General features: G+C 74.7%; 14 protein-coding genes. 3 read left to right on the forward strand and 11 right to left on the reverse strand.

Translation table 11 applies throughout. The features are described 5' to 3' along the window. The first annotated feature begins 230 nt into the window (after positions 1 to 230). Positions 231 to 563 (forward strand): type II toxin-antitoxin system VapB family antitoxin, encoded by a 333-nt coding sequence (locus O2W14_RS06725; protein ID WP_442928831.1) that lies wholly within the window; start codon positions 231 to 233, stop codon positions 561 to 563. A 77-nt stretch (positions 564 to 640) separates the two neighbouring features. On the opposite strand, the gene O2W14_RS06730 is transcribed toward O2W14_RS06725, so the two are convergent. From O2W14_RS06730 to O2W14_RS06745, 4 genes are read right to left on the reverse strand one after another with little or no spacing between them, the layout of a single operon-like run. Then, positions 641 to 1,249 (reverse strand): response regulator transcription factor, encoded by a 609-nt coding sequence (locus O2W14_RS06730; protein ID WP_269175304.1) that lies wholly within the window; start codon positions 1,247 to 1,249, stop codon positions 641 to 643. A 37-nt stretch (positions 1,250 to 1,286) separates the two neighbouring features. Continuing rightward, on the reverse strand, positions 1,287 to 2,396 hold the full coding sequence (locus O2W14_RS06735) for a sensor histidine kinase (RefSeq protein WP_269175305.1): 1,110 nt from the start codon (positions 2,394 to 2,396) through the stop codon (positions 1,287 to 1,289). A 36-nt stretch (positions 2,397 to 2,432) separates the two neighbouring features. Further along, positions 2,433 to 3,179 carry an ABC transporter permease gene (locus O2W14_RS06740; protein WP_269175306.1) on the reverse strand — a complete coding sequence of 249 codons (747 nt, stop codon included), beginning with the start codon at positions 3,177 to 3,179 and terminating at the stop codon, positions 2,433 to 2,435. Continuing rightward, on the reverse strand, positions 3,176 to 4,093 hold the full coding sequence (locus tag O2W14_RS06745) for an ATP-binding cassette domain-containing protein (protein WP_269175307.1): 918 nt from the start codon (positions 4,091 to 4,093) through the stop codon (positions 3,176 to 3,178). Before O2W14_RS06745 ends, O2W14_RS06740 begins: the two co-directional genes overlap by 4 nt. A gap of 105 nt (positions 4,094 to 4,198) precedes the next feature. Between O2W14_RS06745 and recQ the strand changes: the two genes are divergently transcribed. After that, positions 4,199 to 6,037: a DNA helicase RecQ gene (gene recQ / locus O2W14_RS06750; RefSeq protein WP_269175308.1), complete on the forward strand. Its 1,839-nt coding sequence runs from the start codon at positions 4,199 to 4,201 to the stop codon at positions 6,035 to 6,037. A 12-nt stretch (positions 6,038 to 6,049) separates the two neighbouring features. Here the strand turns inward: recQ and O2W14_RS06755 are convergent, their stop codons facing one another. After that, positions 6,050 to 6,796 (reverse strand): alpha/beta fold hydrolase, encoded by a 747-nt coding sequence (locus tag O2W14_RS06755; protein ID WP_269175537.1) that lies wholly within the window; start codon positions 6,794 to 6,796, stop codon positions 6,050 to 6,052. 31 nt (positions 6,797 to 6,827) lie between these two features. After that, the gene (gene hemW / locus O2W14_RS06760) at positions 6,828 to 8,060 is read right to left on the reverse strand and encodes a radical SAM family heme chaperone HemW (RefSeq protein ID WP_269175309.1); all 1,233 of its coding nucleotides are present in this window, start codon (positions 8,058 to 8,060) and stop codon (positions 6,828 to 6,830) included. Positions 8,061 to 8,224: 164 nt separating this feature from the next. On the opposite strand from hemW, the gene O2W14_RS06765 reads away from it, so the two are divergent. Continuing rightward, positions 8,225 to 8,383 (forward strand): hypothetical protein, encoded by a 159-nt coding sequence (locus O2W14_RS06765; RefSeq protein WP_269175310.1) that lies wholly within the window; start codon positions 8,225 to 8,227, stop codon positions 8,381 to 8,383. A 4-nt stretch (positions 8,384 to 8,387) separates the two neighbouring features. Here the strand turns inward: O2W14_RS06765 and selB are convergent, their stop codons facing one another. From selB to O2W14_RS06790, 5 genes are all read right to left on the reverse strand, one after another. Next, positions 8,388 to 10,133 (reverse strand): selenocysteine-specific translation elongation factor, encoded by a 1,746-nt coding sequence (selB, locus tag O2W14_RS06770; protein WP_269175311.1) that lies wholly within the window; start codon positions 10,131 to 10,133, stop codon positions 8,388 to 8,390. Continuing rightward, positions 10,124 to 11,434: an L-seryl-tRNA(Sec) selenium transferase gene (gene selA / locus O2W14_RS06775; protein ID WP_269175312.1), complete on the reverse strand. Its 1,311-nt coding sequence runs from the start codon at positions 11,432 to 11,434 to the stop codon at positions 10,124 to 10,126. The genes selB and selA overlap by 10 nt, the downstream gene beginning before the upstream one ends. A 139-nt stretch (positions 11,435 to 11,573) precedes the next feature. Further along, positions 11,574 to 13,085, reverse strand: a complete 1,512-nt coding sequence (arfA, locus tag O2W14_RS06780) for an arabinosylfuranosidase ArfA (protein WP_269175313.1) — start codon at positions 13,083 to 13,085, stop codon at positions 11,574 to 11,576. 194 nt (positions 13,086 to 13,279) lie between these two features. Then, positions 13,280 to 14,200, reverse strand: a complete 921-nt coding sequence (locus O2W14_RS06785; protein ID WP_269175314.1) for a carbohydrate ABC transporter permease — start codon at positions 14,198 to 14,200, stop codon at positions 13,280 to 13,282. Continuing rightward, entirely contained in the window at positions 14,197 to 15,147 is a 951-nt protein-coding gene (locus tag O2W14_RS06790) for a carbohydrate ABC transporter permease (protein ID WP_269175315.1), read from the reverse strand. The genes O2W14_RS06785 and O2W14_RS06790 overlap by 4 nt, the downstream gene beginning before the upstream one ends. Positions 15,148 to 15,201: the final 54 nt, after the last annotated feature.

Genomic DNA, 15,201 nt, shown 5'->3' on the forward strand with positions numbered 1-15,201 from the left:
CTCCCGTACCGGTCGACGGGCCGCTCTGGCACTCCAGCGGTCCGAGTGCCAGCATACGGCGGCCCTGCTCCCCCGTCCCCCGCCCCGCGAGGACCCGTCGCCGCGGCGGGCGCGCATGGGATCGGTCCCGCGGGAGGGGCCCGGCAGTGGTCGGGCGAATCACACTAGTGTGATTCGCAGTCGACGGGCTCCCAGCCGCTGGGGTCCGGGGAGCGGGAGGCTCGGCCCTGATCTTCAAGGCAGTTCGGGACGGACGCCCCTATCCCGACCACGGCTTCTCCACCCGCGACTGGGCGATGATCCCGCCCCGGCAGATCCGGCTGGACACCCTGGTCACCACAAAGCGCGAGCTGGCCCTCGACGCGCTGCTGGCCGACGACTCGACCTTCTACGGCGACCTGTTCCCGCACGCGGTGCAGTGGCACGGCGAGACCTACCTCGAGGACGGCGTCCACCGCGCGCTGCGCGCCGCCCTGCAGCAGCGCAACGTCATCCACGTCCGGGTCCTCGACCTCGACGCGCTCATGCCCGCCGACCCGGACACCACCGCCGACGCTCGCTGACGCCCCTCCCGGCCCGCCGGCCCTCTCGTAGGGGCCCGCCGCGAGCGCAGCGAGTGGTGGGGGGCGAGAGGGTCCTTTCAGAGCCAGCCCTTGTCCGCGGCGACCCGGGCGGCCTCCACCCGGGTGCGGGCGCCGGTCTTGCCGATCGCGGCGGACAGGTAGTTGCGCACCGTCCCCTCGCTCAGGAACAGCCGCGCGGCGATGTCGGCGACCGTCGCGCCGTCGGCGGCGGCCCGCAGGACGTCGGCCTCCCGGCCCGACAGCGGCGTCGCGCCCAGCGCAAGTGCTGCGGCGGCCAGGTCGCGGTCGATCACCCGCTCCCCCGCCACCACTGCCCGGATCGCCCGCGCCAGCTCGGCCACGGGTGCGTCCTTGACCAGGAAGCCGGCCGCGCCGACCTCCATCGCCCGGCGCAGGAAGCCCGGCCGGCCGAAGGTGGTGAGGACGACGGCGCGCACGTCCGGCAGCTGCGCGGCCAGCTCGCGGGCGGCCTCGATCCCGTCCTGCCCGGGCATCTCGATGTCCAGCAGCGCGACGTCGGGCCGGTGCTCGTGCGCCGCGGCCAGCACCAGGTCGCCGCGGCCGACCTCGGCCACCACCTCGATGTCGGGCTCGAGGTCCAGGAGCGCCCGCAGCGCCCCGCGCACCATGCCCTGGTCCTCGGCCAAGAGCACCCGGATGGTCACGCGCCCACGGTCGCAGACGTCAGCGACACCCGGGTGGTCACGCGTCCACCGTGGCAGACGTCAGCGGCACGGACGCGCGGAGCCGGTAGCCACCGCCGTCGTCCGGGCCGGCGGCCAGCTCACCGCCCAGCGCGCCCACCCGCTCGCGCAGCCCGGCTAGCCCCGAGCCGGGCGACGTCCCCCGCACGGTTCCGCCGGGCACTCCCCCGCCGCCGTCGTCGGTCACCGTGAGCACCGCGCGGTCGCCGTCCTCGGTCAGCGCGATGGTGACCTGCCCGGCGCCGCTGTGCCGCAGCACGTTGGTGGTGGCCTCGCGCACCACCCAGCCCAACGCGGCGTCGGCGCCGACCGGCAGCACCGGGACCCGGTCGGGCAGGGCCACGGCGATGCCCGCGCCGGTCAGCGCCGCGCGCGCCTCGGCCAGCGCCTGCCCGCAGGTCACCTGCCGGTAGCCGCTGACCGCCTCGCGCACCTCGGCCAGCGCCTGCCGGGCGGCGTCCTCGACGTCGGCCATCTCTGCACCCGCTCGGACAGCGTCGACCGGGGCCAGCCGGCGGGCCAGCTCGCTCTTGAGCGCGATCAGCGACAGCGAGTGCCCGAGCAGGTCGTGCAGGTCGCGGGCGAAACGCAGCCGCTCCTCGGCGACGGCGTGCCGGGCCAGCTCCTCGCGGGCCTCCTGCAGCTCCCGGTTGACGGTGATCAGGTAGCCGGTGCCCTGGATGGCGAAGGCGGTGAGCAGGCAGATCGCCGGCAGGAACAGCAGCCCGGGCGCACCGCCGACCAGGATGACCGCCAGGCACAGCGCGGCCGCGGCCACCACCGCCGGCCACACCCAGCGCCACGGCAGGACGGCGGCGGCCGCCGCGGACACGTAGATCATCAGCCCCGACCAGCTCGGGCCGAAGCCAATCGCCAGTGCCGCGGCCAGCGCGGTCATGACCAGGAAGTCCGGACGGAGGCCGCGCGGGCGGCCGAGCTGGGCGATGACGGCCAGGTAGACCAGGGTGAAGGCGACCAGCCCGATGCCGGCGACCCAGCGGGCCGCTACCGGGCGCTCGGTGGTCACCAGGTCGACGACCGGGAAGAACTGGAACAGCAGCCACGGCACCGCCCACAGCGCCTGCTGCCACCGGCTCGACCTGTCCACCGACGAGATGCTGCCACCCACCGTCGTCCCCCCGGCTCAGCCGGCGACCGCGTGCAGCGGACGACGCCGCGCGACGGCCACGGCGGCCGCGGAGAACACCGCGCCGAAGGCGAACAGCACCAGCACCGCCTGCGCCGAGGGGGCGCTGCCGGAGACGACGTCCCGGCCCAGCTGGGCGTACCAGTAGGAGGGCATGGCGCGGGCCAGCGTGACCAGCCCGTCGGGCAGGATCTCGACCGGCCACCACAGCCCGCCCAGCGCCGCCAGCGCCGTCCCGGCGATGCCCATGGCCGCCCCGGCCGCCTGGGAGTCCAGGGCGATGCCCAGGCCGATGCCGAGCGCCACGAACACGACCGCGCCGGCCCACATGACGCCGACCAGCGCCAGCCAGCTGCCCAGGCCGAGCTCCACGCCGTTGACGAACCGGCCGACCAGCGCCACGACGACCAGGCTCGGCAGCACCAGCAGGGCGCCCACGGCCACGTCGACGGCGAGCGCGGTGCCCGGCGGGACGGGGACGACGCGCAGCTGCCGCAGCCAGCCCGTGGAGCGGTCGAAGGCCAGCCGGATGGTCGCGCCCAGGGCCGCGCCGATGGCGCCGTAGCCCATCATCGAGACCAGGTAGAGCTCGCCGTAGTCGGCCTGACCGCCGTTCGCCGCGGCCTGGGCGCCGAAGACCTGGGTGAACAGGACGGTGAACAGCGCCGGCAGGACGATGGTGAAGAAGACGTACTGCCGGTTGCGGCCCACCCGGCGGAGCTGGAACAGCAGCAGGTCGGTCATCGGGAGACCCCGTCCGAGGCAGTGGTGAGCGGCGCGGTCGTGAGCTGGAGGAAGGCCTGCTCGAGGGTGGCGCCGCGGACCTCGAGCCCGGGCAGGGCGTCGCGCTGGGCGAGCAGGGCGCGCAGCGTGGCCTCGGCGTCGGAGGTGGCCAGCTCGACCAGCTCGCCCACCCCGCCCACGGCCGTCACGCCGGGCAGGGCGCCGAGCCCGTCCCGCGGGCCCGGGCAGCGGAAGCGCACGGTGCGCCCGGCGATGCGCGACTTGACCGCCGCGGCCGACCCGTCGGCGAGCACTCGCCCGCCGCCGACCACGACCACCCGGTCGGCGACCGCGTCGGCCTCGTCGAGGTGGTGGGTGGCGAAGACGACGGTGTGCCCGCGGTCGGCCAGCCCGCGCATCGTCGTCCAGAACGCCTGGCGGCCCTCGACGTCCATGGCCGAGGTGGGCTCGTCGAGGACCAGCAGCGGAGGTGCCCCGGCCAGCGCGAGCGCGAGCAGCACCCGCTGCCGCTGCCCGCCGGACAGGGCGTCGACCTCGCGCCCGAGCAGCTCCTCGATCCCGGCGGTGGCCAGCAGGTCCGCCAGCGGCCACGGGTCGGCGTAGCGGCGGCGGACCAGGGTCAGCACCTCGCCGACGCGGGTCTCGCTGGGCAGGCCGCCGTGCTGGAGCATCGCCCCGACCCCGCCGGCGGCCACGGCCTCGGCCGGCGCCCGGCCCAGCAGCCGCACCCGGCCGGCGGCGGGGCGGAAGAGCCCGAGCGCGGCGTTGACGATCGAGGACTTCCCGGCCCCGTTGGCGCCGAGCAGGGCGACGGTCTCCCCGCGCGGGATGCGCAGGTCGACGCCGTCGACGGCGAGGGTGCCGCCGTAGCGGACGGTGAGTCCCTCGATGTCGAGGGCGGGGGTGTCGGGCATGCGGCCAGCCTGCCGAGGAGGGCCGGCTCCGCGGTAGTGCGGAACGTCGTCCACAGCACCTGACGGATGTCAGACAGGGGCTCCCGACCCGCCTACGCTCGCGGTGTGGACGTCATCGAGGCCCCCGTGGACCCCGCGCTCGAGGTGCTGGAGCGGGTGTTCGGCTACGACGCCTTCCGCGGCCCGCAGCGCGAGGTGGTCGACCACGTCGTCGCCGGCGGTGACGCGCTGGTGCTCATGCCCACCGGTGGCGGCAAGTCGCTGTGCTACCAGGTGCCCTCGCTGCTGCGCGAGGGCGTGGGCGTGGTGGTGTCCCCGCTGATCGCGCTGATGCAGGACCAGGTCGACGCCCTGACGGCCCTCGGCGTGCGCGCCGGCTTCCTCAACTCCAGCCAGGACCGGGACGAGCGCCGCGCCGTCGAGCAGGCGTTCCTGGCCCAGGAGCTGGACCTGCTCTACGTGGCGCCGGAGTCCCTGGGTGGCGGCTCCTCCCCCACCGCGCGGCTGCTGGAGCGCGGCAAGATCGCGCTGTTCGCCATCGACGAGGCGCACTGCGTCGCGCAGTGGGGCCACGACTTCCGGCCCGACTACCTGGCCCTGTCGATGCTGCACGAGCGCTGGCCCGACGTCCCGCGGATCGCGCTGACCGCCACGGCCACCCCCGCGACGCACGCCGAGATCAGCACCCGGCTGCAGCTCGACGACGCCCTGCACGTGGTCGCGGGCTTCGACCGGCCCAACATCCAGTACCGGATCGCGCCCAAGGACTCCCCGCAGAAGCAGCTGCTGGACCTGCTGCGCACCGAGCACCCCGGCGACGCCGGCATCGTCTACTGCCTGTCCCGGGCCTCGGTGGAGAAGACCGCGGACTTCCTGGTCGCCCAGGGCATCCCGGCCCTGCCCTACCACGCAGGGCTGGACCAGCAGGTGCGCGCACGGAACCAGTCCCGCTTCCTGCGCGAGGACGGCCTGGTGATGGTGGCGACCATCGCCTTCGGCATGGGCATCGACAAGCCCGACGTCCGGTTCGTCGCCCACCTGGACCTGCCCAAGTCGGTGGAGGGCTACTACCAGGAGACCGGCCGCGCCGGTCGCGACGGGCAGCCCGCGACCGCGTGGCTGGCCTACGGACTGGCCGACGTCGTCCAGCAGCGCAAGATGATCCAGACCTCGGACGGCGACGCCGCGCACCGGCGGGTGCTGTCGGCCCAGCTGGACGCGATGCTGGCGCTCTGCGAGACCGTCGAGTGCCGGCGGGTGCGGCTGCTGGCCCACTTCGGGCAGGAGGGCACCCCCTGCGGCAACTGCGACACCTGCCTCACCCCGCCGGAGTCCTGGGACGCCACCGTGCCGGCGCAGAAGCTGCTGTCGACGGTGCTGCGGCTGCAGCGTGAGCGCGGGCAGTCCTTCGGGGCCGGCCAGTCGATCGACATCCTGCTGGGCAAGCGCACCGACAAGGTCGCCCAGCACTCGCACGACGAGCTGACCACCTTCGGCATCGGCACCGACCTGACCGAGGGGCAGTGGCGCGGCGTGGCCCGGCAGCTGCTGGCCCAGGGGCTGCTGGCGGTGCAGGGCGAGTACGCTACGCTCGCGCTCAGCGAGGCCAGCGGTCCGGTGCTGCGCCGGGAGCAGACCGTGCTGATGCGCCGCGACCCCGACCGCCCCGCGCGTTCCAGCCGGTCCGGGCGCAAGGACCGGGCGACCGCTGCCCCGGAGCTGCCGGCGTCGGCGGCCGGTGCCTTCGAGCGGCTGCGCGCCTGGCGGGGGGCAACGGCCAAGGAGCAGGGCGTGCCGGCCTACGTCGTCTTCCACGACGCGACGCTGCGCCAGATAGCCACCGAGGAGCCGGCCACCCTGGCGGCGCTGGGCACCGTCAGCGGCGTCGGCGCGGCCAAGCTGGAGCGCTACGGCGAGTCGCTCCTGGCCGCCCTGCACGCCTGACACCGGCGGCCCTCACCCGCCGGGCAGGACGCTCCGCACCGCGTCGACGACGGCGTCCGGGGCCTCGGTCGGGACCTGGTGACCCGCGTCGACCACGGTCACCTGCGTGCCCTCGACCAGCGCGGCCAGCCGGTCCTGGGCCGCGGTCCACTCCGCCGACAGGCCCTGCCCCCGGCTGAGCACGGCCAGCGGGAGGTCGGCGGACAGCTCGGTCACCGCGGCCGCCGCCGCCTCGACGTCGGCCAGGTCCAGCGCCTCCTCGCCCATCTCGACGGACCGGAGGTCGGCCGCGCCGGTGCCGCGCACGACGCCGACCGAGGGGTCCAGCGCGTCGACCAGCACCAGGCCGGCGACCCGGTCGGGGTGTCGGCCGGCGTGGACCCGGGCCGGGTAGCCGCCGAAGGAGTGCGCCACCAGCACGACCGGGCCGGCGCCCGCAGCGTGCTCGACGACCGTGTCGAGCTCGGCGTCCAGCGCGTCAGCGCCCCGGCCACCCGTCCCGGGCGCGTCGCTCGCACCGGTGCCCGGCCGGTCGTAGCGGCAGACGCGGGCGTCCCCGGCGAGCGCGCGCTCGACGTCCAGCCACTGGGCGGAGGAGGCGTCCTCGCCGATGCCGTGCACCAGGACCACCGCAGGGCCTTCCCCGGCGCACCACACCCGCTGGCCGGCGACCGTGGCCGTCTCCTCGCCGGGCACCGGCTCGGGACCGCCGGAGCAGCCGGTCACGACCAGGAGCCCCAGCACCACCGCGGCGCGCATCCGCACGCGCCGCACGCTAGCGGTCTTCGGGTCAGTCGGTCAGGTCGCGGACGACGGCGTCGGCGAGCAGCCGGCCGCGGTCGGTGAGGACGGCGAGCCCGGCCTCGTGCGGCCCCGCCTCCAGCAGCCCGCGGACGACGCTCTCCGCCGCCCGGGCCCGCCCGACCCCGCTCAGCGCCGACAGGGGGAGCCCGTCGCGCAGCCGGAGGCCGAGCATGACCCGCTCCAGCGCCTGGTCCTCGGCGCTGAGCAGTTCGGTGTCCGCGGCCGGGTGCAGGCCGGCGGTGATGCGGTCGGCGTAGGCGGCCGGGTGCTTGACGTTCCACCAGCGCAGCCCACCGACGTGGGAGTGGGCACCGGGGCCGATGCCCCACCAGTTGGCGTTGGCCCAGTAGAGCTCGTTGTGCCGGCAGCGGGCGGCGTCGTCGCGGGCCCAGTTGGACACCTCGTACCAGCCCAGCCCCGCGCTCCCGAAGGCCCGGTCGGCCATCTCGTAGCGGTCGGCCAGCACGTCGTCGTCGGGCATGGGCAGCTCGCCCTTGGCGACCCGGCGGGCCAGCCGGGTCCCCTGCTCGACGATCAGCGCGTACGCGCTGACGTGGTCGACGGGTGCGGCCAGCACGGCGTCGATCGAGGCCAGCCAGTCGGCGTCGGTCTCCCCCGGTGCGCCGTAGATGAGGTCGAGGTTGACGTGCTCGAACCCGGCGGCGCGGGCCTCGTGCGCGGCCTGCACCGCGCGGCCGGGGGTGTGCCGGCGGTCGAGGACGGCGAGGACGTGTTCGGCGGCCGACTGCATGCCCAGGCTGATCCGGGTGAAGCCGCCCGCCCGCAGCGTGGCCAGCGACTCCGGCGTCACCGACTCGGGGTTGGCCTCGGTGGTCACCTCGACGTCGGGGGCGACCGGGAACAGCTCACGGACGGCGTCCATCACCGCGACCAGGTCGTGGGCGGGCAGCAACGTGGGCGTGCCGCCGCCGACGAAGACGGTCTGCACCGCGGGGAGGTCCGGGCCCAGCACCTGCGCGGCCAGCCGCAGCTCCGCGATCGCCGTCCCGGCGTACTCGCTGCGGTTGGCGCCGGGACCCAGCTCGTCGGAGGTGTAGGTGTTGAAGTCGCAGTAGCCGCAGCGGGTCGCGCAGAACGGCACGTGCACGTAGAGCCCGAAGGGCGTCGTCGCCAGGCCCGCGCGTGCCGATGCCGGGAGCATCGAGGGGTCGGCCGGCAGGGCGGGGGTCGCGCCGAGGAGCGGCAGGGTCGTGGTCATCGCTGGTCCCAGTGTGACCGCTCCCGGCGACCTCCCGGCGTGCCGGGCAGGTGACCTCGGCGACGGTGTGCTGCCGACAGTCGAGCCCTGCCCCCAGATGGGGGCAGGGCTCGACCGTCCGCGGATGCCTTGCCTGCCGCCGGTCCGGCCCCCACGCTGGGCCCATGACCGACCCGGAGGACCCGCGGGCGCAGTACCGGCAGCTCCCCGAGCGCGTGCAGCCCGAGGACGTCGTGGAGACCTCGGACGCCGACCCGCGGGTGGTCGTGGACCCCCCGGTGCCAGAGGCGTGGCGGTCGGCGCTGTTCGGCCCCGCCACCTGAGGCGTCAGCGCAGGCGGCGGGTGTTGTCCGGCTGGCGCACGGTGACGCCGCGGGCGTCGAGCCACTCGGCCAGCGGGACGGCGACCCGGCGGCTGGTCCCCCACGCCTGCCGGGCCTGGCTCAGCGTGAACGGCTGCGCCAGCGTGGCCAGCCGGGCGCGGGCCACCTCCGCGACGCCGGGCGCCAGGTAGATGCCCTCGCCGATCCGCACCAGCTGCTCGTCGCGCACCGCGGCCGCGAGCTCCTTGGCACCCAGCCCGGCGGCCACCAGGTCACCGGCCTCGGGTGCGGCGAACGGCTCCTGGGCCAGCCGGGCGCGGATGCCGTCGACGGCGCGCTGCACCTGCGGTGGCAGCCCTGCCGACTCGGCCACCACCCGGCCGTCGCGCAGCGACAGCGGCGGGCGCACGAAGGCCGGGACCAGCTCGACGTCGGGCAGCTCCAGCGCCGAGCGCAGCACGGCCAGCGGCGGGCCGGGCTCCAGCGGGCGCAGCTGCCGGTAGCGGGCGACCACCTGGGGCACCCGGGCGGCCAGCTCGTCTGCCAGCGCGGGCGCGACCAACCACGGGCCCACGGCCGGGACGCCGGCGGGCACCGGCCAGCCCATCGCCACGAAGTCGGCCCGGCGCACGAACCGCCGCCGGGCCAGGTCGGCCAGGGCCCCGGCCTCACCGGTCGGCTGCTCGGCCAGCTCGGCCGCGCGGCTGGCGGCGGCACCGCGGCGGCGCAGCTCGGGCGGGTCGACGTCCCGCACGTCGGCGCCGAACACGCGGCGGGCGCCGGGGTCGCGCAACAGCAGCCGGTCCCCGACCCGCAGCGGCAACGGCTCGGTCAGCCGCAGCCGCAGCGCGCTGCCGTCCAGCGGACGCACCCGGGCCGCCACCGTCGCCGAGCCGATGTGCACGACCAGCTCGGCCGGCAGCCTGTCCTCCACCGGGGACACCAGGGAGACGTCGAGGTCGGTGGTGCGCCGGAAGGCGTCCGGGGTGAGCAGCGCGGCCCCCCGGGACAGCTGCTCGACGGCGATGCCCCGCAGGTTCAGCGCCACCCGGGCGGTCGCGCCGGCCGACTCGACCGGCTCACCGAGGGACTGCAGGCCGCGCACGGTGACCACCTCACCGCCCAGGTCCAGCCGGTCACCGGCCGCCACGGTGCCGGCAGCCAGCGTCCCGGTGACCACCGTGCCGGCGCCCTTGATGGTGAAGGCGCGGTCGACCCACAGCCGCACGGGCGCCACCGGGTCGGGCGCGGGCAGGCCATCGAGCACCTGCTCCAGCATCGCCGACAACTCGGGCAGGCCGGCGCCGGTGCGGGCGCTGACGGCGACCGCGGGCAGCCGGCCGAGCGAGGTGCCGGCCAGCCGCTCCTGCGCGTCGGCGAGCACGGGTGCGGCGTCGGCGAGGTCGGACTTGGTGACCGCGAGCAGCCCGTGCCGCACCCCGAGGGCGTCGAGCACCGCGACGTGCTCGGCGGTCTGCGCCGACCAGCCGTCGTCGGCGGCGACCACGACCAGGGCAGCCGGCACCGAGCCGACGCCGGCGAGCATGTTGCCCACGAACCGCTCGTGCCCGGGGACGTCGACCACCGCGAGCCGGCGGCCCGAGGGCAGCGTCGTCCAGGCGAACCCGAGGTCGATGGTGAGGCCGCGGCGGCGCTCCTCCTCCCACCGGTCGGGCTCCATGCCGGTGAGCGCGCGCACCAGCGTCGACTTGCCGTGGTCGACGTGGCCGGCGGTGGCGATCACGTCCACCTGCGCGCCACCTCCAGCACCACGCGGGTGAGCTCGGCGTCCTGGGCGGGCTGCAGGCTGCGCACGTCCAGCAGCGTGCGGCCGCCCTCGACGTACCCGACCACCGGCGGGGTGGCCGCGCGCAGCGGCTCGGCGAAGCGGACGTCGAGGGCGACGGCGGCGCTGGGCAGCGGGAACTCCGGTGCCCCTCCCCCGCCGACCCGCGCGGTCGCCTCGACCGCGTCCGCCTCGACCCCGCCGGCCCGCAGCGCGGCGGCGACCGCGGTGGCCCGGGCGTGCAGCTGCGCGGGGTCGGCGTCCAGCATCTGCCGCACCGGCGGCACCGGGCCGCGCAGCGTGGCCTCCAGGGCGGCGAGGGTGGTCTTGTCCACCCGCAGCGCCCGGTAGAGCGGGTGCCGGCGCAGCCGCTGCACCAGGTCCGCCCGGCCCAGCACGATGCCGGCCTGCGGCCCGCCGAGCAGTTTGTCGCCGCTGCACATCACCAGGTCCGCGCCGGCGGCCAGCGTCGTCTGCAGGTCGGGCTCGTCGGGCAGCAGCGGGTGCGGGCGCAGCAGCCCGCTGCCGACGTCGGCGACCAACGGGACGCCGGTGCCGGCCAGCGCCGGGGCGAGCTCGGCGACCTCGACCGACCGGGTGAAGCCGCGGACGACGAAGTTCGACGGGTGCACCTTGAGCACCGCGCCGGTGTCCGGGCCCAGGGCTGCGGTGTAGTCGGCGACCGAGGCGCGGTTGGTGGTGCCCACCTCGCGCAGCCGGGCGCCGGTGGACACCAGCAGGTCCGGGATCCGGAAACCGTCGCCGATCTCGACCAGCTCGCCGCGGGCGATGACCAGCTCCCCGCCCAGCGCGGTGGCGACCAAGGCGAGGGCGGCGGCGCAGTTGTTGACCACCAGCGCGGCCTCGGCGGCCGGGACCGCCTCCAGCAGCGCGCCGAGCGCACCCTCCCCGCGGGGCCCCCGGCGGCCGGTGCCCAGGTCCAGCTCGACGTCGGTGGTGCCGCTGGCCGCGACCACCGCCTCGACGGCGGCGGTCGACCACGGGGCGCGACCGAGGTTGGTGTGCACCAGCACCCCGGTGGCGTTGAGCACCGGCGACAGGCTCGACGCGGTGCCGGGCAGCGCGGCGAGCACGGCCGGGACGACGTCGTCGGGGGCCAGCTCACCGGCGCGCACCCGCTGCTGGGCGACCTGGACCGCCGACCGCACCAGCTCGCGGCCGAGCCTGGAGGCACGGGCCGCGACCTGCGGGTCGGCCAGGACGGCGTCGGTGCGCGGCACCTGCCGGCGGGGATCGGGAGTCATCGCCGCCGAGCGTAGGTGCCCACCGCGACCGGCCGCCGGGCCCGCTCCGGCAGGTGCGGTGGAACAGGTGCGCCCCGGCGGCCGGCCACGTCCCGACAGCGGGCGGGGGCGACTGGACCGCCGGGGTGCACCTGGCTCGTCAGCCGAGCGACAGCGCCGTCCAGGAGACGGGCGGCAGCTCGACGGTCAGCGTGCCGTCCTCCACGACGGCGCTCTTGTTGTCGACCGGCGCGACGCGGGTCGGCTCGGTGAGGGTGTTGGCGGCGTAGGGGTCCTCGTCGTTGAGGGTGTGCGCCTCCTGCAGGCCGACCACGCCGAGCGACCCGAGGTCCACCGTCACCGTCACCGTCTCGTCCACGGACCGGTTGACCAGGAACACCGCGGTCGCGCCGGTGTCCGGGTCGTGGGTGGCCACCGCGTCGACCAGCGGGACCTCGCCGTGGGCCTCGGTGCGGTAGGTGCCACAGGTCAGCTCCGGGCGCAGCACCTGCCCCCGGGCCAGCCGGGAGGTGAGGGCGAAGGGGAAGAAGGACGTCTGCTTCCACGCCGGCCCGCCGGGCTCGGTCATGATCGGGGCGATCACGTTGACCAGCTGGGCCAGGCTCGCCGAGGTGACCCGGTCGGCGTGCTTGAGCAGCGAGATCAGCAGGCTGCCCACCACGACGGCGTCGGCCACGGAGTACTGGTCCTCGAGCAGCCGGGGCGCGTAGGGCCACTGCTCGATGTCGGTGATCTGGTCCTCGGTGTGGAAGCGCTCCTGGTACCAGACGTTCCACTCGTCGAAGGAGACGTTGATCGTCTTGTCGCTGCGCAGCACTGCCTTCACGTGGTCGGCGGTGGCCACGACGGACTCGATGAACCGGTCCATGTCCACGGCCGAGGCCAGGAAGCCGGCCAGGTCGCCGTCCTTCTCCGCGTAGTAGGCGTGGCAGGAGATGAAGTCGACGTCCTCGTAGGTGTGCTCGAGGACCGTGCGCTCCCAGGCGCCGAACGTGGGCATCTGGGAGTTCGAGCTGCCGCACACGACCAGCTCGACCGAGGGGTCCAGCTGCCGCATCGCCTTCGCGGTCTGGCTGGCGATCTTGCCGTAGTCCTCGGCGCTGCGGTGGCCCAGCTGCCAGGGGCCGTCCATCTCGTTGCCCAGGCACCACATCGACACCCGGAAGGGCTCGAGCGTGCCGTCGGCGACCCGCTGGTCCGACAGCGCCGTGCCGGAGCGGATGTTGGTGTACTCCAGGAGGTCGATTGCCTCCTGCACCCCGCGGGTGCCGAGGTTGACCGCGAGCATGAGCTCACTGCCGGCCTTGTCGTTCCAGCGAGCGAACTCGTGCAGGCCCACCTCGTTGGTCTCGGTGGAGTGCCAGGCCAGGTCGAGCCGGCGGGGGCGGTCCTCCCGCGGGCCGACGCCGTCCTCCCAGCGGTAGCCGGAGACGAAGTTGCCGCCGGGGTAGCGGATGGTCGACACGCCCAGCTCGCGGACGAGGTCCAGGACGTCGGTGCGGAACCCCTCCTCGTCGGCGGCGGGGTGGCCGGGCTCGTAGATGCCGTCGTAGACGCACCGGCCCAGGTGCTCGACGAAGGAGCCGAAGACCCGTCGGTGGACGTCACCCACGACGAAGTGCGGGTTGAGGGTCAGGTGTGCTGCGGACATGGGGAACTCCTCGGTGAGGACACAGGGGGCCGGCCGTGGGGGCGGCGAGGGTCAGGTGGAGCGGGTGCCGACCCGGTGGGGGCACCGGGTCGGCACCGCGGCACGGCGTCGGTCACGACGTCGCGGCGGAGCACGGAGACGGGCGGCTCAGCGCGGGCTGGGCCGGGCAGGCCCCGCGGTGCGGGGCCCGGCGGTCACTTCAGGCTGCCGAGGGACAGGCCGCCCTGCCAGTAGCGCTGGAGGCCGAGGAAGGCCGCGATCAGGGGCACGATCGACACCAGCGAGCCGACGATGATCAGGGTGTACAGCGAGACCCCGCCGCCGTTGTTGGCCCCGGCCAGTCCCTGCCAGAGGTTGATGCCGACGGTCACCGGGAAGAGCCGGGAGTCCGAGAGCACCGCCAGCGGCAGGAAGTAGTTGTTCCAGGTGCCCACCACCGACAGCAGCAGCACGGTGACCACGGCCGGTCGCATGAGCGGCAGCGCGACCTGGAAGAACAACCGGAACTCACCGGCGCCATCCATCCGGGCCGCGTCCAGGAGCTCGTCGGGCACGGCGTCGGCGGCGTAGACCCGCATCAGGTAGACCCCGAACGGGCTGAGCATCGAGGGCAGGATGACCGCCCAGATCGTGTTGGTCATGCCGACCCCGGACAGCATGATGAAGGTGGGGATGACCAGCGCGGTCATCGGCACCATCACCGCCCCGAGCAGCAGGGAGAACGCCAGCCGCCGACCCGGGAAGTCGAACTTGGCGAAGGCGTAGCCGGCCAGCACCGCGAGCACGGTGGCCCCGATGCCGCCGCCGAGCGCGTAGAGCAGCGAGTTGCGCAGCCACCGCAGGTAGATGCCGTCGTTGTAGGTGAACAGCGTCGACAGGTTGTCGAACAGGTGGAACCCGTCGCCGAACCAGAGCGCGCCGTTGGGCGAGCTGAACAGGCCGCTGCCGTTCTTGGTGCTGGACACGATGAGGAACCACAGCGGCATGACGAAGTACAGGACCAGGAACGCGAGGAACACGTGCGAGCCGAGCTTGCGCTTGGGGCGCTTGCCCCGCTTGCTGCTGGCGGCGGCCCCGGCGGGCGGGGTGTCGAGGGGCTTGGTCAGGACGCTCACTGGAGGAACCCCCCACGCTTGCGGGTCGCGAACAGGAAGATGTAGACGCCGATGAAGACGACGATCCCCAGGGCGAAGGAGATCGCCGAGGCGTAGTTGAACTGGGCGAACCGGAAGGCCAGGTTGAACGCGTAGACGTTCGGCGTGATGTCGGTGCCGATCGCCCCGTTCGAGATCGGGGTCAGCACCTGGGGTTCGGCGAAGAACTGCAGGGTCCCGATCAGGGAGAACACCAGGACCAGGATCAGCGCCGAGCTGATCATCGGGATCTTGATCCGGGTGGCGATCTGCCAGGACCCGGCTCCGTCGATCTTCGCTGCCTCGTAGACCGACGGGTCGATGCCCTGCAGCGCCGCGTACAGGATGATCATGAAGTAGCCGGCCCACTGCCAGGTCACGACGTTGGTGAACCCGTAGAACAGGTTGTCCGGGCTGAGCAGGAAGGGCGCGTCGTCCCCGAAGAGCTGCTCCAGCGGCCCGAAGCTCGGGCTGTAGAGGAAGCCCCAGATCACCGCGCCGATCACGGCCGGGATGGCGTACGGGATGAAGATCATGAGCCGGGCGAAACGCGAGAACCGGCTGGTGACCGAGTCCAGCACCAGGGCCGCGGCCAGCGCCACGATCATCTGCGCCGGGATGACGATGAAGGAGAAGCGGACGACGAACCAGACACCGTTGAGGAACGACGGGTCGGAGAACGCGCGGCTGTAGTTCTCCAGTCCGGCGAAACGCTCACCGGTGGCCAGCCCCTTGGTGTAGAGGCTCAGGTAGAAGGCGTAGAGCAGCGGCGCGATCAGGAAGACGAGGAAGACCACGGCGAAGGGCGCCAGGAACGCCCAGCCGATCAGGCCCTGGGAACGACCCCGGCCCTGCTTCCGTCGTCGCTGGCCGGCCGGCGGGCCCGCGGTGGGTGCATCCGGCCGCGGTGCCGTGTGCAGCGTTGCCATTCCGACTCGCTCTCGTGCGGTGGAGGGGGTGCGGGTCCCGGGAGAGGGCGGCTC

The organism is Modestobacter sp. VKM Ac-2986, from assembly GCF_026967795.1.
GTDB lineage: Bacteria > Actinomycetota > Actinomycetes > Mycobacteriales > Geodermatophilaceae > Modestobacter.

What these genes read in the sequence shown, in the direction of transcription:
- O2W14_RS06740 (WP_269175306.1), bottom strand. Translation starts at nt 3,179, where the DNA reads ATGACCGACCTGCTGCTGTTCCAGCTCCGCCGGGTGGGCCGCAACCGG.
- O2W14_RS06745 (WP_269175307.1), bottom strand. Translation starts at nt 4,093, where the DNA reads ATGCCCGACACCCCCGCCCTCGACATCGAGGGACTCACCGTCCGCTAC.
- O2W14_RS06755 (WP_269175537.1), bottom strand. Translation starts at nt 6,796, where the DNA reads ATGCGCGCCGCGGTGGTGCTGGGGCTCCTGGTCGTGACCGGCTGCTCC.
- hemW (WP_269175309.1), bottom strand. Translation starts at nt 8,060, where the DNA reads ATGACCACGACCCTGCCGCTCCTCGGCGCGACCCCCGCCCTGCCGGCC.
- O2W14_RS06765 (WP_269175310.1), top strand. Translation starts at nt 8,225, where the DNA reads ATGACCGACCCGGAGGACCCGCGGGCGCAGTACCGGCAGCTCCCCGAG.
- selA (WP_269175312.1), bottom strand. Translation starts at nt 11,434, where the DNA reads ATGACTCCCGATCCCCGCCGGCAGGTGCCGCGCACCGACGCCGTCCTG.
- arfA (WP_269175313.1), bottom strand. Translation starts at nt 13,085, where the DNA reads ATGTCCGCAGCACACCTGACCCTCAACCCGCACTTCGTCGTGGGTGAC.
- O2W14_RS06790 (WP_269175315.1), bottom strand. Translation starts at nt 15,147, where the DNA reads ATGGCAACGCTGCACACGGCACCGCGGCCGGATGCACCCACCGCGGGC.